Consider the following 22,458-nt stretch of genomic DNA (forward strand, 5'->3'; position numbering starts at 1 on the left):
GACCCTCCGCCGTGACCTTGATCGCTCGGCGTCGTCTCACATGGTGTGCGCGTGGGCGCGGCCTCCGCGGATCTCAGCCGGCCTCACGCTTGATACGGCGACGCTCACGCTCGGACAATCCCCCCCAGATGCCGAACCTCTCATCATGCTGAAGCGCATATTCCAGACACTCCGCACGTACTTCACAGGACCGGCACACCTTCTTCGCCTCGCGGGTCGAACCGCCCTTCTCCGGAAAAAACGCCTCCGGATCGGTCTGCGCGCACAACGCGCGCTCTTGCCATCCCAGCTCTTCCGCGCCGAGCATCTGTGCCATGACCAGGTCGGCCACTGCACACCTCCTGCTTATCGCCCGCCCGCCCCGCAACGGAGCCCCCCTTTTTGAACACCTTCCTCAATACCCAGCAAGTGAAAGGTGTAACAACACAGCTGTAATTACACGCGTGTGCCGCGTGTGGCGTCAAGCAGCAGGACAGTATCCGGGGAAAGACCAGCTCACCCCGGTATGCGGGCCTCGGCGGGATATGCGGGCCCGTGGGCATATGCCGCCACCCAGGGGACCCGTCGACCTCGCATGATCCTCGATCTTCGATGGCTCAGCGGTCGGAACCGTACCAAGGAGCTCCCTGGTCCACACCCGGCCCGGCCTGATCTCTACCAGGACTTTCCTCCGGCCTTGCCGAGCGGTCCGGGGCGTAGATGGCCGTGGGGTCGATGGCCTCATCCTGCCGCTGCCGCGCCGGGGCGGGTGGCGGGCCGTCCAGTACGTCCGGTTGGTACGTCTTCTGGTCGTAACGGACGGTTCGCTCCGCGGGCCGGTCCTCCCAGCTCTGCTGCCCGGCCTGGGGGTGGCCCTGGTCCTGCGGGGGCCGGTACTGCTCCGCCGCGGGGCGCGGGTAGCCGGGCGTGTCGGCGGGGTTCTGCGGATGTCCGAGCGGGCCGCCGCCGTACCCGGCGGTGTAGTCGGGCACCCGCACCGGGTGCGTCCCGGTGTCGCCCGTGCCGGAGTACTCGCCCTGCTGCGCCGGGTCGCCCGACTGGGCCTGCTGGTAGCTCTGCGCCTGCTGGTACGCCTGCGCGAGCTGCTGACGGCGCGCGTCCGCCGGCTCGGCGTACAGCGGGGACTGCTCGTGCCCGGCCGCGTACCCGCCCTGGCCCTGCTGACCCGTCCAGGAGGGCGCGCCCGCCTGAGGATGGGCGGACGCCGCGTCCAGCGGGCTGGTCTGCGGCCCGGTCTGACCGTACGACGGGACGTCCAGCGGGCTGACCTGCGGCGCGGTCTGACCGTAGGCCGGGTCCAGGGGGCTGACCTGAGGACCGGTCTGACCGTACGGCGCGTCCAGAGGGGTGACCTGCGGTCCCGTCTGCCCGTACGGCGCGTCCAGCGGGCTCGCCTGCGGCCCGGTGTGGCCGTACGCCGGGTCCAAGGGGTTCGCCTGCGGTCCGCTCTGGCCGTATGCCGGGTCCAGGGGGCTGACCTGCGGGCCGGTCTGGCCATAGGACGCCGCGGGCGCGCCCGTCGCCCCCTGAGGAGCCTGGTCCCCGGCGGAGTGCTGCGGCAGAGCCTGGCGCGCGCCGGTCGTGAACGCGTCGGCGTTGCCGAAGTCGCCCCCCTGAGCGGCGTAGGGAGAGGACGCCTGGGGCGCGTGCGAGCCCTGCCCGTACGAGGGGTCGGAGGTCTGCGGCGCGTACACCGACGCGGCGGGCTGCCCGAAGGCGCCCATTCCCTGCCCCGGCTGCCCGTCGGCCGGCGGCGCGGCCGAGGGGGGCGAGGAGTAGCTCTTCTCCTGCCGGACGGTCGGCGTGTGGATGTCGATCGGCTGCGAGTGCTGCGGCGCGTACGCCCCGGTCCCGGGGGCCGCCTCCCCCGCGGCGGCGTACGGCTGCCGCTCCCCCGGCCGGCCGTACGGCTGGTCGCCCTGCGGGGCGTACGGCTGCTCGCCCTGCGGCGGGAACTGCGGCTGCTCGCCGGCGAAACGGGGGTCGCCGTGGTACTGCGGCTCCCCCTGCGGCGGGTACGGCTGGTCGCCGGACGGCGGGTTCTGCCGTGCGTACTGCTGCTGGTACGGGTCCGGCGCGCCCTGCGCGGCGGCGTAGGTCTCGGCGGGGGCGCCGCCGTAGGGCTGCTGCGGGGCGTACGAGGCGGGGGGAAGCGCGGGAAGCCCCGAGCCGGGCGCGTTCGGCGCGGCCTCCGCGGCCTGGGCCAGAGGCGCCTGGACCGGGGGAACGTGGGTGGGGTGCGCCTGCGGGACCTGGCCCGGGGGAACCGGAGCACCGGCAGGCTGACCGCCGGAAACCGGCCCGCCCGGAGGCTGACCGCCGGGGGCCGCGGGGAACCCGCCGGCCGGGGCGTTCTGGGGCGGTCCGTAGGGCGGCTGGTCGGGACGGCCTCCGTACGGGCCGTTCTCGCCGGGCGGCGGGCCGAAGCCGCCGGGCTGCTCGGCGTACCCTCCGGGTGGGGGGCCGTACGCGCCGGGGAAGCCGGCGGGCGCCTCACCGGGGCGCGCGCCGTAGGCATTGGCGCGGGGCCGGGCGGGCTGGAGCACCGAGAGGCCGTAGACCAGGCCAACGGCGACCAGCGCCAGGCAGGCGAGGCCGGTCACCAGACGCTCGACCGTGCCGGAGCCGCCGGTGAGCACGCCGACCAGGGTCACCAGTCCGAGCAGCGCCATGAGCCCGAGCGCCGCGACCGCGACGAGGTTGACCAGGCGGGCACGCGGGAGCGGGTCGCCGAACCGGGTGACGAGGACGACCGCCCCGATGGCCAGCGCGACGTTGACCGGGGAGAGCAGCGAGAGCAGGACCAGGGCCGAGCGCAGCCCGAAGGACAGTCCCTCGGTACCGGCGACCAGGTTCCACGCGCCGGTCAGTACCTCAGCGCACACCACCGCGAGCATGATCCACGCCGCCGGCTCCCGCAGCCGTCCTGGCTCGACCTTGACCACAACTACCCCCCGATGGGTTCATACGGCAGTCGCAGTTTCGCACATGTGCCCACTTTCAGGGCGCCAGACTCAACAACCTCACAAACCACATAAGGCACCGATCTCCGCGATTTACCCAGGTCATGGGCGTCTGAGCTGCGGTTACGCCCGGCATGGACGGCCACCACCCCGGCCCCGGACGTGGCGAGAAGATGGCAATGGAACACTTGACATCATGCGCATCGTGTCCCTAGCAGGGGGAATCGGCGGCGCCCGCTTCCTTCGCGGCCTGCGCGCCGCGGCCCCCGACGCCGAGATCACCGTCATCGGCAACACCGGCGACGACATCACCCTCTTCGGCCTCCGCGTCTGCCCCGACCTCGACACCGTCATGTACACCCTCGGCGGCGGCATCGACGAGGAACAAGGGTGGGGCCGGGCCGGCGAGAGCCACACCGTCAAGGCCGAGCTCGCCGCCTACGGCATGGAGCCGCAATGGTTCGGCCTCGGCGACAAGGACTTCGCCACGCACATCGTGCGCACCCAGATGCTCGACGCCGGCTACCCCCTCTCGGCCGTCACCGAGGCCCTGTGCGCGCGCTGGCAGCCGGGCGTGCGGCTCATCCCCATGACCGACGACCGCGCCGAGACGCACGTCATCATCGAGGACGAGCGGGGCAGGCGCGCCATCCACTTCCAGGAATGGTGGGTGCGGCTGCGCGCCTCGATCCCGGCCCGGCAGATCGCCCTGGTGGGCGCCGAGCAGGCCAAGCCCGCGCCCGGTGTGATCGAGGCGATCGGCGCGGCCGACGTCGTGGTGCTCCCGCCGTCCAACCCGGTCGTCAGCATCGGGACGATCCTCCAGATCCCCGGCATCCGCGACGCGCTCGAAGAGAAGACCGTGGTCGGCGTCTCCCCCATCATCGGCGGCGCCCCCGTGCGCGGCATGGCCGACGCCTGTCTCACCGCCATCGGCGTCGAGACCACCGCCCAGGCCGTCCTGGAGTTGTACGGCGCGCGGCTGCTCGACGGGTGGCTCGTCGCCGAGGAGGACGCCGGCGTCCGGCTCGACGGCGTCCGCGTCCAGGCCAGGCCCCTGCTGATGACCGACCTCGACGCCACTACCGCGATCGCCCGCGCCGCGCTGGAGCTCGCCGGATGAGCGCCGTCGAGATCCATCCGGTCCCGGGCCTGCCCGAGGTGCGCCCCGGCGACGACCTCGCCGCGCTCATCACCCGGGCCGCTCCCGAACTCGCCGACGGCGACATCCTCGTCGTCACCTCCAAGATCGTGAGCAAGGCCGAGGGCCGCGTGCGGCGCGACGACGACCGCACCCGGGCCATCGCCGAGGAGACCCAGCGCGTCGTCGCCCGGCGCGGCGACACCGTCATCTCCCAGACCCGGCACGGGTTCGTCATGGCCGCCGCGGGCGTCGACGCCTCCAACACCGAGCCCGGCACCGTCCTGCTCCTGCCCGACGACCCCGACGCCTCGGCCCGCCGCATCCGCGCGGGGCTCGCCGCCAAGGCCGGCGTGATCCTCTCCGACACCTTCGGCCGGCCCTGGCGCAACGGCCTCACCGACGTGGCCATCGGCGCGGCGGGCGTGCGTCCCTTCGCCGACTTCCGCGGCATGTCCGACGGCTACGGCAACCCGCTCGTCGCCACGCTCACCGCGCTCGTCGACGAGATCGCCGCCGCGGCCGAACTGGTGAAGGGCAAGCTCGACGGCGTGCCCGTGGCGATCGTCCGTGGCCTGTCCCACCTGGTCACCGACGAGGACGGCCCCGGCGTGCGTCCCCTCGTCCGCCCCGCCGACGAGGACATGTTCCGGTACGGCTCCGCCGACGTGCTCTTCGCGCGGCGCACGATCCGCGAGTTCTCGGCCGAGCCGGTCGACCCCGCGGCGGTGACCCGCGCCGTACGCGCCGCCATCAGCGCCCCCGCCCCGCACCACACCACCCCGTGGCGGTTCGTGCTGCTGGAGACGGCCTCCACGCGCGAGAAGCTCCTCGACGCCATGCTCGCCGCCTGGGTGCGCGACCTGCGCGCCACCGGCTTCACCGAGGAGTCCATCGCCCGCCGGGTACGACGCGGCGACGTCCTGCGCCGCGCCCCCTACCTGGCCGTCCCCTGCCTGGTCATGGACGGCTCCCACACCTACCCCGACGACCGCCGCAACGCGGCCGAACGCGAGATGTTCGTCGTCGCCATGGGCGCCGGAGTCCAGAACTTCCTCGTCCACCTCGCCGTCGAGGGTCTCGGCTCCGCCTGGGTCTCCTCAACGATGTTCTGCCGCGATGTGGTCAGAGAAGTCCTCGACCTCCCCGAAACCTGGGACCCCATGGGCACCGTAGCCATAGGCCACCCCACAGCCCCACCCCCCGACCGCCCCCCACGCCACCCCACCGACTTCATCCTCACCCGCTGAGTGTGCCGCCGCGCTGAGGAATGGTCCGGGCGAAGGCTGCGCTTCGCGCAAAAGTCGCCCGGGCTGCGTCCATCGGGGGCAAGCCCCCGAACCCCCGGCGAGGGGCCCCAGCCCCTCCCGCTCCCCGGACGCGGGCACCGCCCTGAGCACCCTTGAGTCATCGTCGGGAAAGAGGTCCGCCAGCAGGGCGAACGTGATCTCTGGAATGAGGTTGAGGCCGCATTTTTCGCGTGGGTGGAATGGGGCTGCCCTGGCCGGGATCGATTCGGGATGACCGTCACACCGGACAGCCAGTATGTCTGGCTTGAATCCCCGGCCAACCCGATCAAGTAGGTGGAGCGCGCTGCCCGCCGGCGCCCGAAGGGTGCGGTGGCCGATGTCGGGAAGCGCGAGGGCTCTTCGCCGCCGGGTGCCTTGATCATGTTCGAGGAGGCTCGGTGAGATATATCCAGAGGCGCGTGAGCTGGGAAGGCACATAGTGTTGTCGGGTGCTGAAGCCTTCGTATCCGCTTGAAACGGCTCGGTTGCTGCTTCGTCCCTTCACCATGGACGACCTCGATGCTTTGTACTCCTTCCACTCGCGTCCCGACGTCGCCCGGTTTCTCTACTGGGACGCACGTACGCGCGAGGAGACCAGGGCTGCCTTGAAGAACAAGATCGGCTGGGCAGAGCTGCGTGAAGGCGGTGACGCGCTGAACATCGGTGCCGAACTGCGCGAGACCGGGGCGCTGGTCGGTGACCTCACGCTCTTCTGGCGGAGTGCCGAGCACCGTCAAGGTGAGATCGGTTTCGTGTTCCATCCGGACCACCACGGGCGCGGGCTCGCCACCGAGGCGTCCCGGGAAATCCTGCGCCTTGGCTTCGAGGATCTCGGCCTGCACCGGATCTACGGCCGCTGCGACGCTCGCAACACCCCTTCGGCCAGGCTGATGGAGCGCCTCGGCATGCGCCGCGAGGCCCATCACGTGGAGAACGAAATCTTCAAGGGCGAGTGGAGCGACGAGCTCGTCTACGCGATGCTCCGGCGTGAGTGGAACCCCACGGCACAGCCGCCGGACGCGTGACTCGGCCTCACCGCACTGCACGTTCACAGGCGTGCGTTCAGCAGGGCGGAAACTCACTCGGTTCGATCGAACCGCTCCGCGAGTAGATCTTCGACCCGTTCCGAGAGATCGCCCTCCCCGGACGCGCCGATCCCAGTGATCGACAGGCGCCGCCGCCGGACCGGCTCGGAACGGTGTCGCTCTACTGCCGCCGCCGGTTCCGGGTTTGCTTCGACCGGGTCCACAGGCCGGCATGCCTGGTCGAGCGAAAGTCGATCCATCAGGGGATTGAGCTCCTCATACGCACGCCCGGCACTCATGCCACGAATCTACATTCGCGTTTCCACCGGCGCCGGAAACAGATTCGCGCGGCAACTGGCACAGCGGTCGCTGTCAAGACCTGCGGCAGGTGCGGTGGCCCGTGTCCCGGGGAGCGGGAGGGGCCGGGGCCCCTCGCCGGGGGTTCGGGGGCTTGCCGCCGATGGGCACAGCCCGGGCGGCTCTTGCGCGAAGCGCGGCTTTCGCCCGGACCATGTTGTGGGCGGCTCCGGAAATAGGCCCGGCCCTCGGCTTGAGCATGGTTCGGGCGGTCGGACGACGAGCACGGTCCGGGGGTTCGGCCGGACCGTGGGTGCCTCGTCTTGTGGGGTTCAGCCGGTGACCAATGGGAGGGTTTTGCGGATGCTGCCGCAGACGCCGTCGCTGGCCTTGGCGGCGGCTATGCGGTCGGGGGCAGGAGTGCCGTAGTCGGTGGTGCGTTGGCGGAGGGGGCGGGCGGTGGGTTCCACCATGGCGGCGATCTGGCTGATCGTCTTGTAGGAGCCGTTCTCCGAGCCGGCCATGCGGCTGATGGTCTCCTCCATCAGGGTGCCGCCGAGGTCGTTGACGCCGCCGGAGAGGACGGCGCGGCACAGGTCGTCGCGCAGCTTCACCCACGAGCACTGGATGTTGGCGATGGCGCCGTGCAGCATGATGCGGGCGAGGGCGTGGACGGCGCGGTTCTCGCGGGCGGTCGGGCCGGGGCGGGCGATGCCGGCGAGGTAGATGGGCGCGCTGTGGTGGACGAAGGGCAGCAGCACGAACTCGGAGAAGCCGCCGGTCTCCTCCTGGATGCGGCGGATCAGCCGGATATGCGCGACCCAGTGCGCCGGGGTGTCCACGTGGCCGTACATCATGGTGGCCGTGGTCGGGATGCCGAGCCCGTGCGCGGTGGTGATCACGTCGATCCACTCGCGGGTGGGCAGCTTGCCCTTGGTGAGCACCCACCGCACGTCGTCGTCCAGGATCTCGGCCGCCGTGCCGGGCAGCGAGTCGACGCCGGCCTCGCGGGCCGCCTGCAGCCAGTCGCGGATCGACAGGTTGGTCCGGCTGGCCCCGTTGACGACCTCCATGGGTGAGAAGGCGTGGACGTGCAGGTCGGGGCACCGTTCCTTGACGGCGCGGGCGATGTCGAAGTAGGCGGTGCCGGGCAGGTCGGGGTGGATGCCGCCCTGCATGCAGACCTCGGTGGCCCCGGCCGCCCACGCCTCGGCGGCGCGGTCGGCGACCTGTTCCAGGGAGAGGGTGAAGGCGTCGGCGTCGGTGCGGCGCTGCGCGAACGCGCAGAACCGGCATCCGGTGTAGCAGACGTTGGTGAAGTTGATGTTGCGGTTGACCACGTAGGTGACATCGTCGCCGACCGCCTCCCTGCGCAGGCCGTCGGCGACGCGGCAGAGTTCCTCCAGGTCGGCGCCGTCGGCGGACAGTAGCGTGAGGGCCTCGTCGTCGGTGAGGGCGGCGGGATCGGTCTCGGCGCGGCGCAGCGCCGCCCGCATGTCCGAGCCGGTCCCACCGGACCCGTTCAGCGAAGCGGCGGGAACAGCGGGAACAGCGGGAACGCGGTCGCGCAGCGCCTCCCAGTCGCCGTACACGTTGTCGAAGTCGTCGCGCCGGTCCGCCGTGCGTCCGGTGGAGTCGACCTCGACGTGCAGGTCGGTGCGCCCGGAGGAGGCGAGTCCCCCGAACCCGCCGTCGGGCTCCTGCCACGGCAGGCCGGAGGGGTTGACGTCGAGGGCGAGCCCGGTGCGCGGGTCGGCCAGGGCGCCGACGTGGGCGCGCAGGCGCGGGTCCAGCCAGGGCTCCCCGGCGAGCACGTACTCGGGGTAGATGGTGAGGCGTTCCTTGAGCGCGAACCCGGCGGCGGCGGTGCGGGCGGCCAGCTCGTCGATCTGGGGCCAGGGACGCTCGGGGTTGACGTGGTCGGGCGTCAGCGGCGACACCCCGCCCCAGTCGTCGATGCCGGCGCGGATCATGAGCGCGTACTCGTCGCCGATGAGGTTGGGCGGGGCCTGGACGCGGGCCTTGGCGCCGAGGACGAGCCGGGTGACGGCGATCGTCGCGGCGAGTTCCTGGAGGTCGGCGTCGGGCATGCCGCGCATGGCCGTGTCGGGCTTGGCGCGGAAGTTCTGCACGATGACCTCCTGGACGCCCCCGTACTCGCGGGCGACGCGGCGGATCGCGAAGATCGACTCGGCGCGGTCGGCGACGGTCTCGCCGATGCCGATGAGGATGCCGGTGGTGAACGGGACGTTGGAGCGTCCGGCGTCCTCCAGCACGCGCAGCCGCACGGCCGGGTCCTTGTCGGGCGAGCCGTAGTGGGCGGCGCCCTTCTCCTCGAACAGCCGCCGCGAGGTGGTCTCCAGCATCATGCCCATGGAGGGGGCGACCGGCTTGAGCCTCTGCAGGTCGCGCCAGGTCATGACGCCGGGGTTGAGGTGGGGCAGCAGGCCGGTCTCCTCCAGCACGCGGATCGCCATGGCGCGCACGTAGGAGAGCGTGTCGTCGTAGCCGTGGGCGTCGAGCCATTCGCGGGCCTGGTGCCAGCGGTCCTCGGGGCGGTCGCCGAGGGTGAACAGGGCCTCCTTGCAGCCGAGCGCCGCGCCCTGGCGGGCGATGTCCAGCACTTCGTCGGGACCGAGGAAGGCGGCGGGGAGCTTGCCCGGCGCCGTGGCGAACGTGCAGTAGCCGCAGCGGTCGCGGCACAGGCGGGTGAGAGGGATGAATACCTTGCGGCTGTAGGTGACGACGCCGGGCCGTCCGACCGCGGCCAGCCCTGCGTCCCTGACGCGGCCGGCGTATTCGAGGAGCCGTTCCAGATCGGCCCCCCGGGCGTGCAACAGAACCGTGGCCTCCGTCACGTCGAGCGCCTTGCCGTCCCTGGCCCTGGCCAGCGCCCGTCGCATCGCGGCGTCTGTGGGGTTCACGTCCATGGAGGCACATTACGGAACGGGACGGCGTGCGCCTGCGACCGGGGGCCCGCCGATCTCCATGGCTTAAGAGTCGCTAAAGGGTACTGGTCACGGATTCTCGATGGACGTTAATACATGCACGCGAACATAATTGAGGTGTCACGGAAAGTCCTCCCCGCAAGGAGTCCCCCATGTCTTGGTTGGTCCTCGCCTTCATCGTCGCCGTCGCCGTGCTCGCCCCGATCTTCGGCGCCGACAGCCGCGACGGGCGCGACTGGAAGCCCCGCGCTGTCCACGCCCCCCGGGTGACCGGCCGACTATCCGCGGTCAGAACGCGCGATAGTCGCGTGCCGGCATCCTCGGCCCGCGTGCCGGTGGCCGCCGCCCGCCGAGTTCGAGCAGGCGCGTGATCCGGTAGCGGTGCCCGCGGTAGGGGGCGAGCAGTTCGAGCATCCCGGCGTCGTCGGTCTTCCTGCCGGTGAGCGACCACCCGACCAGTGCGGGCAGGTGGTAGTCGCCGACGGAGACCGCGTCGGGGTCGCCGTGGGCCCGCTGCCGCACCTCCGCCGACGTCCACACCCCCACCCCCGGCAGCGCCAGCAGCAGGCGGTCGGCGTCCGCCGGGGCCGCGGCCTCCAGCTTGGCCGCGTGCAGGGCCGCGTTGACGATCGTCCGGGCCCGCACCGCCTCGGCGCCCGCGCGGTGCCAGTCCCACGACGGGATGCGCCGCCAGACCTCCGGCTCGGGGAACACGCGCATCCCCGCGGGCGCGGGTCCGGGGGCGGGGTCGCCGTAGGCGCGCAGCAGCCACCGCCAGGCCCGGAACGCCTCCCTGCCCACGACCTTCTGCTCCAGCACGGCGGGAACGAGCGCCTCGAACACGCGCGAGGTCGCGGTCAGGCGCAGGCCGCCATGCCGGGAGGCCAGCTCGGTGACCAGTGCGTAGCCGCCGGACGGCAGGCCCTCCAGCAGGTACGCGAACTCGGCCACCGGGTCGTCGGCGCCGAGGAGCCGGGGCAGCGTCTCCAGCATCCACGCGGCGCCCGGGCCCCACGCCTGCCCCACGACCTCGCCCTGACGGGCGTCCACACCGACCCGCAGCGTGCCCGGCCCTTCGGGGGTGCGGGAGGTACGCCAGATCGTGCCGTCCGGGGCGGCCTGCCACGCCGGGTCGCCCGCCCCGCGGCGGTGCGGGGCGAGCGTCGTCTTCACGTCCAATGGCCCGCTCGGCCGCCACCTGCGCTCGCGCACGACGTCCAGCGTATTGGCCCCGCGCGGCTCAGCACGTCACATATCCGGAAAAGCGGACAGCAGCCCGGTCGCGTACGGCGGCGCCACCTGTCGGCTACGGCCGGCACTCCCGCGGCGGACTCACTGGTCGGCCGCCCGCTCGTACGAGGCCAGGTGCGCCTCCGCCGAGGCCTCCCAGGTGAACTCGCGGGAGCGGGAGATGCCGGCCTCGGCCAGAGCCCGCCGGCGCTCCGGCGACAGCAGCAGGGCCTTCAGCGCGTCCCTGATGCTCTCGGCGTCCGGCTCGGTGTAGGCCACGGCGTCGCCGCCGACCTCGGGCAGCGAGGTGCGGTGGGTGGTGAGCACGGGCGCGCCGCAGGCCATGGCCTCCAGGACCGGCAGCCCGAACCCCTCGCCGCGGGAGGGGAACGCCACGACGACGGCGCCGCCGAGGAAGCCCGGCAGGTCGGCGAACGACAGGTAGCCGGGGCGCACCACGCGCACCGTCACCGGCAGCTCGCCGATCGCGGCGTCGACCTCCTCGCTCCACCCCGCGCCGCTGGCCAGCACCAGCGCGGGCGGCGCGGGGATGTCGCCCACGGCCTGGCCGAAGCCCCGCACCAGGTTCGGAACGTTCTTGCGCGGCTCGAAGGCGCCGAGGAAGGCGACGTAGGGACGGCCGTGCAGGCCGAGGCGCCCGGCGGCGCGGTCCACCTCGTCGGAGGACGGCTCGTGGAACAGGCCGCGGTCCACGCCGTGGTAGGCGACGTCGATGCGCGTGGGATCGGCGGCGAGCAGCCGCACCAGCTCGTCCCGCGTGGCCTTGGACGGCACGATCACCCGGGCGCAGTCGCGGACGGCGGCACGGGTGGCGGCGCGGAAGAACGACGCCTTCAGGTCGCGGTCGTGCTCGGTGAACCACGTGACATCGTGCACGGTGGCCACGGTGGGCAGGCCCGACTGCAGCGGGATCGAATAGTACGGAGCGTGGATGACCTTGGCCGCGACCCTGCGCGCCAGCACCGGCAGGCCGGTCTGCTCCCACGCCAGGCGCGCGCCGCGGCCGGCGATCGCGGGCGGGCCCGGCAGGATGCGCGCCGAGGCGGCGATCTTGCCGTACCGGTCGGCGTCGGAGCGCTGGCACACCACCGCGAGGTCGGCGCCGGCCCGGTCCAGCGCGCCGAGAAGACCGTCGACGTAGCGGACCAGGCCCCCGCGATCCGCGGGGACCGCTGTGGCGTCGATGAGCACACGGGGCGTCACGAGCCGCGCTCCTTTCGGGTCACCGGTTCACTCTATTGCGAGGCTCCCCCGAATCGGGGGCGTTATCACCGCCCATTTCCCCAAGTGCCCTGCCCGGTGCCATGACCATTAACCTGCGCGACGCCCCGGCGCGTCACTCGTTCCGGGCGGGCACGGGGACGGCACGGGCGCGGCGGGCGGCGGCGCCCGCCAGCGCGGCGCAGACGAGGTCGCCCGCGGAGACCACCAGGCGGGAGCACAGGGCCGCGACGATGGCCGTCCCGCCGTCCAGCACGGGGGCCAGCGCGGCGACCATGGCGACCTCGCGGACGCCCGCCCCGGCGGGGGCGATCACGACGGCGAAGCCTAGGCACCAGGCCAGCGCGAAGGCACCGGCCGACAGCGCGAACGCCCGTCCCCCGGTGACGCCGAGGCCCGCGACGATCAGCGCGAGGTGGACGCCGTAGGCGGCCCACCCGGCGAACGCCCACCCGGCCGAGGTGAGCAGGCCGCGGCGGGTCAGGGGGCGTTCGAGCGGGGGCCGCCGCAGCAGACGCAGGCCGAGGCCGAGCGCGGCGTTGACGACCTTGGGGTGGAGGCCGGCGACGAGCACCGGCAGCAGCAGGAGCAGCCAGGCGTAGCGGGTGACCGAGTCGCCGGCGAAGACGGGCAGGGTGACCAGGGCGACGAGCAGCCCGCTGGCCAGGTAGATCGGATATGTCAGGAAGAACGCGGCGGCGCTGCGCGGGCGCGGCACGCCGAGGTCCTTGCCCATCTCCATCTGCGCCAGCACCGGCCACAGCGAGCCGGGGATGTACTTGCCGAGCTGCCCGACGAAGAACACCTTGGCCGCGTCGGTGAACCGCAGCGGCGAGCCCAGGTCGGCGAGCAGCGCCCGCCACATGAGCATGCCCGCGGTGAGCGCCGCGAGCACCGCGACCAGCGAGCCGCCGAGCGCGGGCCACGACAGCCGCGCGAAGCCGTCGGCCACCCGGGACCACTGCCCGGAGATCGTCCACGCGCCGAACCCCAGCGCGACCAGCAGGAAGGCGACCCTGACGAGCTTCTTGGGCGTGATCACACGTGTCGCCGTGGGGCTCATGGCGTCGGGACGCGCTGGGGCGGCTGCGGCAGGGCCGGGCCGAGCGGCCTGCGCGGCGTCTTGGACGCCACCCACAGGTAGGTGGGGACGACGGGCAGCAGCGCGCGCAGGGCCGCGCGCGGCGCGCGGGCCAGGGTGGCCTGGGCGGCGCGGCCGGCGGGGCCGGGGAACAGCTCGGCGCCCGCGAAACGCTCCGGCGAGGCCAGCACGGGCAGCGAGTAGTCCCAGACGTGGAAGCCGGCCAGCATGCGGCGCAGCCCTCCGCGCGTGCGGAACCGCTCGTAGTAGTGGTCGGCCCGGCCGAAGGAGCGGACGTAGCGGTCGGCGAGCGCGGGGGGCAGGTAGGACAGGAAGGGCAGCTTGTAGTGCGGCTCGATCACCCCGAGCCGGTTGCCGAGCCCGAGGTACAGCACGCCGTCGTCGGCGAGCACCCGGCGCATCTCCTTGATCACGGCGTCGGGGTCGACCACGTGCTCGTAGATGTGGTTGAAGACCAGGACGTCCATCGACCCGTCGGGAAACGGCAGCGCGGTGCCGTCGGCGCAGACGAAGGCCACCCGCTTGCCGAACCGCTCGGCCGCCTTGCGCAGGCCGGGGACGTCGATGTCGATCCCGAAGGCGCGCTCGGCGCCCGCCGCGGCGAGCTCGTCGGCGATGAAACCGGCCGAGCAGCCGATGTCGGCGACGCGCCTGCCGTCGAGGACCGGGCCGTCGCCGGCGTCGCGCCCGAGGAAGTGCGCCAGCACGGCGATGATCTTGGCGGCCTTGCGCCGCCGCTTCGCCTCGTCCAGCATCGCGGCCTGAAACTCGGAGTACTCAAGCTGCGCCACGCGTTCCCTACCCACCCGGCCAAGGGTAGTGGGTGGGATCAGGCGCCCGGGGCCAGCAGCGTGCGGACGTACGTCGCCCAGTAGGGGGCCGGGTCCACGGCCTTGACGTTCGCACGGAGGCGTTCCGGCTCGCCAGGGGCGTAGAAGCGGGTGACGGCCTCGGCCAGGGCGTCCACCGAGCCGGGGACCCCCACCAGGCCGTCCACGCCGTCGGCGACGTGCGCGGCCAGGGGCCCCACGTCGGTGACGATGGCGGGAAGGCCGTGCTCGTGGGCGAGCCAGACGTTCTGGCTGGCGGTCGCCGAGCGGTAGGGCATCACGAGCGCGTCCGCCCCCGCGAACAGCGCAGGCACCTCGTCGGCGGGCACGTAGCCCGGCCGCAGCTCGACCCGGTCGCCGAGCCCCAGCTCCGCGATCAGCGCGCGCGTGCCGTCCAGGCCGCCCCAGAACTCGCCCGCGACGGTCAGCGACACGCCCGGCACCCGGGCGAGGGCGCGCAGCAGCAGGTCGAGGCCCTTGTACGGCCGGACGATGCCGAAGAACAGCAGCCGCCGCGTCACGCCGCCCGCGGCGTCCCCGGAGGCCCGGGACGGCAGGTGCGGCGGCAGGGCGGCGACGGCGACCGGCGCGGGGGCGAGCTCCCTTGCCAGCGCGGCCTGCTCCTCCGAGTGTGCGAGCACACGGTCCACCCGGCGCAGCAGCGTCCGGACCAGCGGCACGTCGTAGGGCTTGCGCTCGTGCGGCAGCACGTTGTGGCACAGGGCCACGACCGGGGCCGCGCGGCGCAGGCCGTACAGGATGCCCAGGTAGGCGGGCACCTGGACGGGGCTGAGCAGGGTGAGCACGACGAGCCCGGCGCCGCGCAGCCGCCGCCCGCAGCCGAGCCAGCCGGCCGGGTTGCGCCAGTCCAGCACCCGCCGGACGTGCGGGAACGGCTCGCCTTCCGGCGAGGAGATCGTCTGCTGCCCGGGGTACAGGAACGCGGGGTACTGCGCGCGCCAGGACTCGATCACGACGTCGTGCCCGGCGGCCGTGAGGCGGTGCGCCAGCTCGGTGGTGTGCTGCGCCCCGCCCCCCTTGTACGGGTACGTGGGCCCGGCGATCGCGATGCGCATACGGGCCTACTCGCCCCGGGAGCGGACGATCAGGTCGGCCAGCAGGGCCAGCGACCCGATGATCAGGCCGGAGAGGAACACCATCACGGTGCTGGCCGGGAAGTAGAAGGGGTGACGGAACATGTCCACGACGCCCTTGACCAGGCCGATCACCACCAGCCAGATCGCGGGCGGCATCAGCACCTTGAGCGGGTTGAAGTACATCACCATCCGCAGCACCTGGAGGATGTAGCGGTAGGCGTCGGAGATGAAGCTGAACTTGGACTTCCCCGCCCGCTTGCTGTACTCGATCGGCATGTACTGCACGTCGTGCTGGTTGGACAGGAAGGCCAGCGTGATCGTCGTGACGCAGGAGAACCCGGGGGGCAGCAGCCGCAGGTACGGCAGCGAGACCGACCTGCGGAACGCGCGCAGCCCGGAGTTCAGGTCGGGGATCTCCTGGCCCGCCAGCCGCTCGGCCACCTTGCGGATGAACCACTTGGCGGGCACCCGCAGGAACTTGTGCGACCCCTGCTCGCTGGTGCGCGCCCCGACGACCTGGTCGACGGTGGGGTCCTTCTCCAGGATCTGCACCAGCTCGGGGATGCGGTCGTTGGGGTAGGTCATGTCGGCGTCGGTCCACACGACGATCTCGCCGCGCGCGTCCTGCGTGCCGATGCGCCGCACGGTGCCCGAGCCGCCGTTGCGGTGGAAGGCCACGATGCGCATGTTGGGGAATCGGGGCGCGGCCTCGCGGAGCCGGTCGAGCGTGCCGTCGGTGGAGTGGTCGTCCACGGCCATCAGCTCGTAGGTGTAGCCGCTGCCGTCCATGGCGCCGCAGATGCGTTCGACTTCCGCGATGACGTGGTCCTGCTCGTTGTAACAGGGAAGGACGATCGTCACATAGGGCTTGGCGTCCACGGCGGGTCCAGTCTCAGGCGTCTCGGTCACACTCACGTCGGGCGAGGATACAGTGCCCGGCCGGCGAGGAAATCCACATCATCCTCATCAGCACAGTCTTTTCCGCCTCATCGCCACCTCACTCCGCCCGGCCCGCCCCTGTGGGGCACGCGGGCGTGACGGACCTGTCTACCAGCCCGTCCGTTGATTGCGCGGCGATTTCCCCAAGCGAACCACCCCGTTGCGGATGCCTTCCCCCTTTTGCCGGAATTTCACCGCGCCCCCCAGGCGGCGACGCGGCTTTCCCCGAAATACGCCCACGCCGTCCGGCCACGGCCCCCGAAACGGCTCCGGCGACGCGTAAACCCGCCAGATCTCCGGGTTTCCGGCCGTAGCGGTAAAGTTCCGTCATTCTATACGGCGCGTAGTCATGCGCTCACGCCTGGCGCCACCGGTCGGAGGTCCTCCGGCCGGCGCACCGCCCACTTTCCGAGCCCCGCGTACCGGTCAAGCACGGCGCTACGGCGTGGCCATCCACACGGTGACGCTCAGGGACCAGGTTCCGTCGGGGGGGCTGATCAGGGAGCGTTCGTCCTGGCGGGTGCGCAGGCGCAGGACCTCGGTGGCGGTGCCGTACGGGGCCAGTTGGCGGCGGTCGGCGGCGAGCAGGACCGGGTGGCGTCCGGCCGCGCGGATCCGGGCGATCAGGCGTTCGACCTCCGCACGCGGCGCGACGTCGCCCCCGCCCCGGACCATCGCCGTGGGCGCGCCGCACATGCCCCGCACGACCTGGGGAAGCCGGTCGGCCGTCACCCTCTCGACGATCAGCACGGCGGCGTCGCGGGGAAGCGCGGCGCAGAGCCGGGCGACCTGTGCGGCCTCCCCCTGCTCGATCGGGGTGAACGCCGTTCCGACGGAGGTCACCGCGGCCGGGACGACGAGCAGCGCGCCCGCCGCCAGCGCGCCCGCCCGCCGCGCCCGGACGCCGTACCCGGCGCGGCGCGCCCACGCCCACCCGGCCGCCACCGCCCAGACGGCGAGCACCACGAGGCCGGGGATCACCACCGGCACCAGCCGGCGGGAGGCGAACGGATGGTCGGGGGTGATGGCGGGCAGCCAGAGCGTCGTCACCGTCGTCCAGCCGACGAGGGCGAGCGGCAGCACCCAGGCGAACGCGCGGCCCCGCGCCATGCGGCCCGCCAGCACCGCCGCGCCGATCGTCGCCAGCGCCACGGCGGGCACGCCGAGGTACCAGATCACCCAGTACAGCGAGTCCTCGTAGTAGAGGCGGGTGTTGTCGGGGGGCAGGCCGTTGAACCGCTGCACCGACTCGATGAACGCCGCGTTGAACTTGTCGTCCGGAGTCGTGGCGACGCGGCGCACGGTCTGCAGCCAGGGACGGGCGGCGAAGCCCGCCATCACCAGGACGACCAGCCCGCCCGCCAGCCCGGGCAGCGCCGTCCTCACCCGGCGCGCCAGGCCGCCGGACCGCGAGACGCTCCACGCGATGACCCGCGGGCCGAGCGCCGCGCCCACCGCCGTCAGCGCCAGCACGGCCCCGCAGATGACCAGCAGCGGCGTCACCGACCCCGACAGGTACGCCAGGTAGGGACGGGCCAGCAGGAAGGCCGCGCCGAGCCCGGCGCCCGCGCCGACGACCAGGCCGCCCAGCAGCCACGGCCCCATCGCCGCGTACGCGGCGGCCCGGCCCGGCACGCGCCGCATCGCGATCAGCAGGCCCGCGTAGGCCAGGACCGGCAGGACGTCGCGCAGGCCGTCGATCCTGACCAGGACGGCCAGCCCGAACACCAGCCCCGCCAGGGCCGCCGCGCGCGGGCGCCCGCGCGCGTCCAGGGTGAGCGCGATGCCGCCGAACAGCAGGATCAGCGAAGGGATCTCGCTCAGCGTCGTGCGCGAGGTGTAGAGGATCGGCAGCGCGACGGCGAACAGCAGCGCCCCCAGCGTGGCCCACCGCGCGCCCGCGAGCCGGGCGACGACCCCGGCGACGGTCAGCACGGCCAGCGCCCCGAGCACCGCGGGCGTCACCAGCAGGCCGTCCACCCCGGCGAGCCAGTGGCCGGGGGCGTACAGCAGCGGCGCGCCCGGCATGAACTGCGGCACCACCGCGCCGCCGTGGTCGTAGAGGCCCACGCTGTCGAAGCGCAGCGCCGGGTCCGGGCCGCCGAACGCCTCCGCCTGGTACGGGATGGGCAGCGACCCGGTCCTCGCCAGCCAGACGGCGTACTGCGCGTAGGTGCTCGGATCTCTGCGGATGAGCAGTTGCTGGCTGTGGAGGAGCGCGTTGAACACCCCCGAGCCGAGCGCCACGGCCACCACGCCCGCGACCTGCCACGGGGCTGCCTCGGGCGCCCGGCGCGAGCGCCGCGCGGCGTACACGCACAGGACGACGGCAACCGCCGTGCCGAGCACGAACGCCGGTAGCGGCCGGAACCGGCCGAGCAGCAGCAGGGGAAGCCCGGCGAGCAGCCATCCGGCCAGGGCGAGCGACGGCATGATCGTGACCGCGGCGAGCACCCGGCCCGCCGGCGGCCGTCGCGGGTGGTCGCGCCAGGATCCGTCCATGTTGCCGCGAGCCTAACCGCCACCCCGCCCAGGAGAGACCCGGCGCATCCCCATAGGTCGTCCAACGGACCGACGCGCGGCTCTTTCCCAGCTCGACGTACTTCCCGGGCGCCTCCTCTCATAGGCTCGCCTCCGGCGATGAAAGTACGGGCGCATGCTCGTCGGATCAGCGGGGGATGCGTGGCAGCAGCGGGGTGGATCACCGTCGTACGCCGGCGCCTGCGCGCCGTGGCCGCCGTCCCCCAGGGCTCTGATGATCCCGGCGCCACGACGACCCGCCCCTCCGGTCCGGGTACCGAGGTGCGCGAGTCCCGGGCCGGCGGCAGCGGCCTACGCGCCGGAGCCGGCCACCTGGCCGCCCGGGCCCGGCCGCACCGGGTGTTCCTCGCGCTGCTGGCGGCGGGCACCGTGCTGCGGGTCGTGGCGATGCTCGGGTACCGGCCGGCGCTGTGGTTCCCGGACTCCTACACGTACGTGGTCACGGCGATGCGCCCGCGGCCCGACCTGGTGCGGCCCGCCGGGTACTCGATCTTCCTGCGCCTGCTGGAGCCGTTCCACGGGTTCATGGTGGTGACGGCCGTCCAGCACCTCATCGGCCTGGCGGCCGGGGTGCTGCTGTACGTCACGGTCCTGCGCGCGGGCGGGCCGCGCTGGGCGGCGGCCCTGGCCACGGTCCCGGCGCTGCTGGACGCCTACCAGATCCAGCTCGAACACCTGCTGGTGTCGGACTCGCTGTTCGCGCTGCTGGTCCTCGGGGCCGTGGTCGCGGCGCTGCGCCCCCCGACCTGGCGTTCGGCGTGCGCGGCGGGGCTGCTGCTGGCGGCGGCGACGCTGACCAGGACGGCGGGCCTTCCCCTGATCGGGCTCGTGACGTGCTGGCTGGTCGCCCGCGCGTGGAGGTCCCACCGGGGGCCGCACCGGCGGTCGGCCGTGCCGATCAGGCTGACCAAGCGGACCAAGTTGGCCGGGCTGACGCTGGCCGTGGCGCTGGTGCCGGTCGGCGCGTACGCGGGCTGGTTCGCCGCCACCTACCACCGGTTCGGCATCGTCGGGTCCAACGGGGTCTTCCTGTACTCGCGGACGATGTCGTTCGCCGACTGCGCCGTGATGCGCCCGCCCGCGGACCTCGCGGTGCTGTGCGATCCGACGCCCCCGGCGCGGCGCCCGCCGTCGCAGGAGTACATCTGGTCGGCGAACTCCCCGGTCGTGGCGCTGCCCGGCATCACCTTCACCGAGTCCACCGACCGGCTCGCGGGCCGGTTCGCCTCCCTGGCGATCCGCAGCCAGCCCGTCGACTACGCGGTGTCGGTGCTGGGTGAGGTCGCGCGCACGTTCGTCTGGGGCCGCCCGGTCTACCCGGACCGGGAGATCTTCGACTACTACCAGTTCCCGGCCGTGCCGCCCCCTCCGCCGGGGCGCTATCCGGCCACGGTCGGCGCGGAGTTCGCCGCGCGCTACGAGCGGGGGCCGATCGGCACGCGCGTGGTGGAGCCGTTCGCGGGGGTGACGCGCGCCTACCAGGACGTGGCGCGGCTGCCGGGCACGGTGCTGCTGGTCATCATGCTGGCGCCTCCTGTGGTCGTGGCGATGCGCAGGCGGCGGGGCGGGCGTACGGGGACGGAGTGGACGCTGCCGTGGCTGGGCTCGCTGGCGCTGCTGGTGATCCCGGCGGCCACGGCGCAGTTCGACTACCGGTACGTTCTGCCCGCGGTGCCGCTGGCGTGCCTGGCCGCGGCGCTGGTGGTGCGCGGCGGAGCTCCGGGGCGTGGCCGTCCTGCCGGATCGACGAACATCCAGTAAAGCCACGGATTACGATATTCCACCGAATATCCTCGCCTCAGTAAGCTAGGCCCCCCGGATCGACCCCTCTGGAGTACTCATGATCATGCGTCAATCACCCGATCATGGCCCCCAGAGCCGGGCCGATGACTAACCTCATGACGAAATGAGCGAGTACCGACACGCCCCGGTCAGGGAATACGGGGAGGAGCCGCGGCAGCCCGGCCGCAGGAGCCGCGGCCGTACGCAGGCTCCGCCCGGCGCTCCTCCGCCGCCCGGAAGCGAGCGCGGCCGCCGTCACCGGGCCTCTCCTCAGGACCAGCTCGTCGCCGGCGCCGACGAGCCCCGGCCGTACCACGCCCACCCGCAGCCCGGCGGACACCCGGTGCGGGACTTCGCGCCCGCCGACACCACGGTCGAGGCGCCCCGCCGCAGGAACGGCCCCTCCTTCCCGCCCCCGCCCGAGACCCCTCCCCCCGTGGAGAAGCACGGCCCCGGCGGCGGCGGGGGCCGCATGCGAGTCCTGGCGTGGGTGAGCATCGCGCTCACCGGCGTCCTGGTCGCCGTGTCGCTGACCGGCTACACGCTCTACCGCAACGTGCTCGGCGCCGTGCGCACCGAGGACGTCAGCGGCGACCTCAACGCCAACCGCCCGGTCAACAGCAGCGGCGCGCTCAACGTGCTGCTCGTCGGCTCCGACTCACGCGCGGGCGACAACAAGCGGTACGGCCAGCACATGCAGAACGAGGGCGAGCGCACCGACACGATCATCCTTCTGCACGTCTCGCCGAACCGCGACAAGGCGACGCTGATCAGCTTCCCGCGCGACTCGATGGTCCAGATCCCCGCCTGCAAGCACGTCAGGACCAAGGCGCCGCTCGTCCCACGCCTCGACATGATCAACTCGGCGTTCAACGAGGGCGGCATGGCCTGCACGATCAACACGATCGAGGCCAACACCAACATCCGCATCGACCACTACATCAAGGTCGACTTCACCGGGTTCAAGAGCATCGTGGACGCCCTCGGCGGCATCCAGATCTGCGTCCCGACGGTCGTGAACGACAAGCAGGCCAAGCTGTACCTGCAGCCCGGCAAGCAGATCGTCAAGGGTGAGACCGCGCTCGCCTACGTCCGCGCCCGCCACGGTTTCGGCGACGGCAGCGACATCAACCGCATCAAGCGGCAGCAGATCTTCCTCTCCCAGGTCGTGAAGAAGGCCACGAGCGGCGACACCCTGACCAACCCCACCAAGCTGCTCGGCCTGGTCTCCGCCGCGGCCCAGTCGGTCGTGATGGACCCGCAGCTCGACGTCGACACGCTGATCCAGATCGCGCAGAGCGCCCGCAGCCTCACCGCGAAAGGCGTCAAGTTCGTCACGGTTCCCTGGCAGCCGTACCCGGCCGACAAGAACCGCATCCAGTGGAAGCAGCCGGACGCCGGGCGCATGTTCGAGTCCCTGCGCAACGACATCGAGGTCACGCCCACGGCCAAGCCGAGCACCGCGGCGTCGGGGTCCGCGGCGCCGTCCAAGCCCGCGATCAAGCCCGGCCAGGTGCAGGTCCAGGTCTTCAACGGCACCAACACCGCGGGCAAGGCCAAGGAGGTCGCCGAGGCGCTGTCCGCCCAGGGGTTCAAGGTGACCCAGGTCGGCGACGCCCGGCAGGCCGACGGCACCGACCGGCCGCAGACCATGGTCCTGTACAGCAAGAACGCCACCGAGGGCGCCGACTACGCCGCCCCGCTCGCCGCCAAGCTGATGACCAAGGTGACGCCCGCGGCCGGCAAGGTGAAGACCGGTCTCACCACCCCCTTCACCCCCTCGGCTTCGTCCACTCCCCCGGCCGGGACGACGGCCACGCCCGCGCCCGGCAGCCCGGTGATCCAGCTCGTGATCGGCGCCGACTTCAAGGGCGTCAAGGTCCCCGTGACGATCCCCGACAGCGCCCGCGTGGTGGACTCCAAGACCGACGTGTGCAGCACCTGAGCCCGCCACGGAGACGGCCCGGTCCCCCGCGGGGCCGGGCCTTTTCATGATCGGTATCCTGTGAACTCGGCTCTGCGCCGCGACAAT

At 72.8% G+C, this 22,458-nt stretch carries 16 protein-coding genes; 5 read left to right on the forward strand and 11 right to left on the reverse strand.

Annotated features, from left to right (window positions below):
* Positions 1 to 73 precede the first annotated feature (73 nt).
* Together BJ982_RS36865 and BJ982_RS36870 are read right to left on the reverse strand one after the other, a co-directional pair.
* Positions 74 to 316 (reverse strand): WhiB family transcriptional regulator, encoded by a 243-nt coding sequence (locus BJ982_RS36865; RefSeq protein WP_184889896.1) that lies wholly within the window; start codon positions 314 to 316, stop codon positions 74 to 76.
* Between the two features lie 280 nt (positions 317 to 596).
* On the reverse strand, positions 597 to 2,945 hold the full coding sequence (locus tag BJ982_RS36870; RefSeq protein ID WP_184887864.1) for a hypothetical protein: 2,349 nt from the start codon (positions 2,943 to 2,945) through the stop codon (positions 597 to 599).
* Between the two features lie 214 nt (positions 2,946 to 3,159).
* Here BJ982_RS36870 and cofD point away from each other — a divergent pair, with 214 nt between their 5' ends.
* The 3 genes from cofD to BJ982_RS36885 all read left to right on the forward strand — a co-directional run bounded on the left by cofD (position 3,160) and on the right by BJ982_RS36885 (position 6,418).
* The gene (gene cofD / locus BJ982_RS36875; protein ID WP_184887866.1) at positions 3,160 to 4,086 is read left to right on the forward strand and encodes a 2-phospho-L-lactate transferase; all 927 of its coding nucleotides are present in this window, start codon (positions 3,160 to 3,162) and stop codon (positions 4,084 to 4,086) included.
* The gene (locus BJ982_RS36880; protein WP_184887868.1) at positions 4,083 to 5,354 is read left to right on the forward strand and encodes a coenzyme F420-0:L-glutamate ligase; all 1,272 of its coding nucleotides are present in this window, start codon (positions 4,083 to 4,085) and stop codon (positions 5,352 to 5,354) included. Before cofD ends, BJ982_RS36880 begins: the two co-directional genes overlap by 4 nt.
* Positions 5,355 to 5,842: 488 nt before the next feature.
* A complete protein-coding gene (locus BJ982_RS36885) occupies positions 5,843 to 6,418 on the forward strand; it encodes a GNAT family N-acetyltransferase (RefSeq protein ID WP_184887869.1) in 576 nt (191 codons plus the stop codon).
* Between the two features lie 53 nt (positions 6,419 to 6,471).
* Here BJ982_RS36885 and BJ982_RS36890 read toward each other — a convergent pair whose 3' ends face one another.
* The 9 genes from BJ982_RS36890 to BJ982_RS36930 form a co-directional block, all read right to left on the reverse strand.
* Positions 6,472 to 6,717 (reverse strand): hypothetical protein, encoded by a 246-nt coding sequence (locus BJ982_RS36890; RefSeq protein ID WP_184887871.1) that lies wholly within the window; start codon positions 6,715 to 6,717, stop codon positions 6,472 to 6,474.
* Positions 6,718 to 7,047: 330 nt separating this feature from the next.
* Positions 7,048 to 9,618: a bifunctional FO biosynthesis protein CofGH gene (locus BJ982_RS36895; RefSeq protein ID WP_239122751.1), complete on the reverse strand. Its 2,571-nt coding sequence runs from the start codon at positions 9,616 to 9,618 to the stop codon at positions 7,048 to 7,050.
* Between the two features lie 333 nt (positions 9,619 to 9,951).
* Complete coding sequence (locus BJ982_RS36900; protein WP_184887875.1) at positions 9,952 to 10,875, reverse strand: DNA-3-methyladenine glycosylase family protein; 924 nt, start codon at positions 10,873 to 10,875, stop codon at positions 9,952 to 9,954.
* Between the two features lie 120 nt (positions 10,876 to 10,995).
* Positions 10,996 to 12,117 (reverse strand): glycosyltransferase family 4 protein, encoded by a 1,122-nt coding sequence (locus tag BJ982_RS36905; protein WP_184887877.1) that lies wholly within the window; start codon positions 12,115 to 12,117, stop codon positions 10,996 to 10,998.
* Between the two features lie 133 nt (positions 12,118 to 12,250).
* Positions 12,251 to 13,177, reverse strand: a complete 927-nt coding sequence (locus BJ982_RS36910; RefSeq protein ID WP_239122690.1) for a lysylphosphatidylglycerol synthase domain-containing protein — start codon at positions 13,175 to 13,177, stop codon at positions 12,251 to 12,253.
* A gap of 17 nt (positions 13,178 to 13,194) precedes the next feature.
* Positions 13,195 to 14,043: a class I SAM-dependent methyltransferase gene (locus BJ982_RS36915; RefSeq protein WP_203958849.1), complete on the reverse strand. Its 849-nt coding sequence runs from the start codon at positions 14,041 to 14,043 to the stop codon at positions 13,195 to 13,197.
* A 23-nt stretch (positions 14,044 to 14,066) separates the two neighbouring features.
* Entirely contained in the window at positions 14,067 to 15,143 is a 1,077-nt protein-coding gene (locus BJ982_RS36920; protein ID WP_184887881.1) for a glycosyltransferase family 4 protein, read from the reverse strand.
* A 6-nt stretch (positions 15,144 to 15,149) separates the two neighbouring features.
* Positions 15,150 to 16,079, reverse strand: coding sequence for a glycosyltransferase family 2 protein (locus BJ982_RS36925; RefSeq protein WP_184887883.1), 930 nt, complete (start codon positions 16,077 to 16,079; stop codon positions 15,150 to 15,152).
* A gap of 462 nt (positions 16,080 to 16,541) precedes the next feature.
* Positions 16,542 to 18,605: a hypothetical protein gene (locus BJ982_RS36930; protein WP_184887885.1), complete on the reverse strand. Its 2,064-nt coding sequence runs from the start codon at positions 18,603 to 18,605 to the stop codon at positions 16,542 to 16,544.
* A gap of 180 nt (positions 18,606 to 18,785) precedes the next feature.
* Here BJ982_RS36930 and BJ982_RS36935 point away from each other — a divergent pair, with 180 nt between their 5' ends.
* Positions 18,786 to 20,405 (forward strand): hypothetical protein, encoded by a 1,620-nt coding sequence (locus tag BJ982_RS36935; protein WP_239122689.1) that lies wholly within the window; start codon positions 18,786 to 18,788, stop codon positions 20,403 to 20,405.
* A gap of 145 nt (positions 20,406 to 20,550) precedes the next feature.
* Complete coding sequence (locus BJ982_RS36940) at positions 20,551 to 22,371, forward strand: LCP family protein (protein ID WP_239122688.1); 1,821 nt, start codon at positions 20,551 to 20,553, stop codon at positions 22,369 to 22,371.
* The last annotated feature ends 87 nt before the right edge of the window (positions 22,372 to 22,458 follow it).

Origin of the sequence: Sphaerisporangium siamense (genome assembly GCF_014205275.1) — a bacterium.
Lineage (GTDB): Bacteria > Actinomycetota > Actinomycetes > Streptosporangiales > Streptosporangiaceae > Sphaerisporangium > Sphaerisporangium siamense.

Excerpts from the sequence above, each read along its gene's own strand:
- cofD (WP_184887866.1), top strand. The coding sequence starts at position 3,160 with ATGCGCATCGTGTCCCTAGCAGGGGGAATCGGCGGCGCCCGCTTCCTT.
- BJ982_RS36920 (WP_184887881.1), bottom strand. The coding sequence starts at position 15,143 with ATGCGCATCGCGATCGCCGGGCCCACGTACCCGTACAAGGGGGGCGGG.
- BJ982_RS36930 (WP_184887885.1), bottom strand. The coding sequence starts at position 18,605 with ATGGACGGATCCTGGCGCGACCACCCGCGACGGCCGCCGGCGGGCCGG.
- BJ982_RS36865 (WP_184889896.1), bottom strand. The coding sequence starts at position 316 with ATGGCACAGATGCTCGGCGCGGAAGAGCTGGGATGGCAAGAGCGCGCG.
- BJ982_RS36940 (WP_239122688.1), top strand. The coding sequence starts at position 20,551 with ATGAGCGAGTACCGACACGCCCCGGTCAGGGAATACGGGGAGGAGCCG.
- BJ982_RS36890 (WP_184887871.1), bottom strand. The coding sequence starts at position 6,717 with ATGAGTGCCGGGCGTGCGTATGAGGAGCTCAATCCCCTGATGGATCGA.
- BJ982_RS36895 (WP_239122751.1), bottom strand. The coding sequence starts at position 9,618 with ATGCGACGGGCGCTGGCCAGGGCCAGGGACGGCAAGGCGCTCGACGTG.
- BJ982_RS36880 (WP_184887868.1), top strand. The coding sequence starts at position 4,083 with ATGAGCGCCGTCGAGATCCATCCGGTCCCGGGCCTGCCCGAGGTGCGC.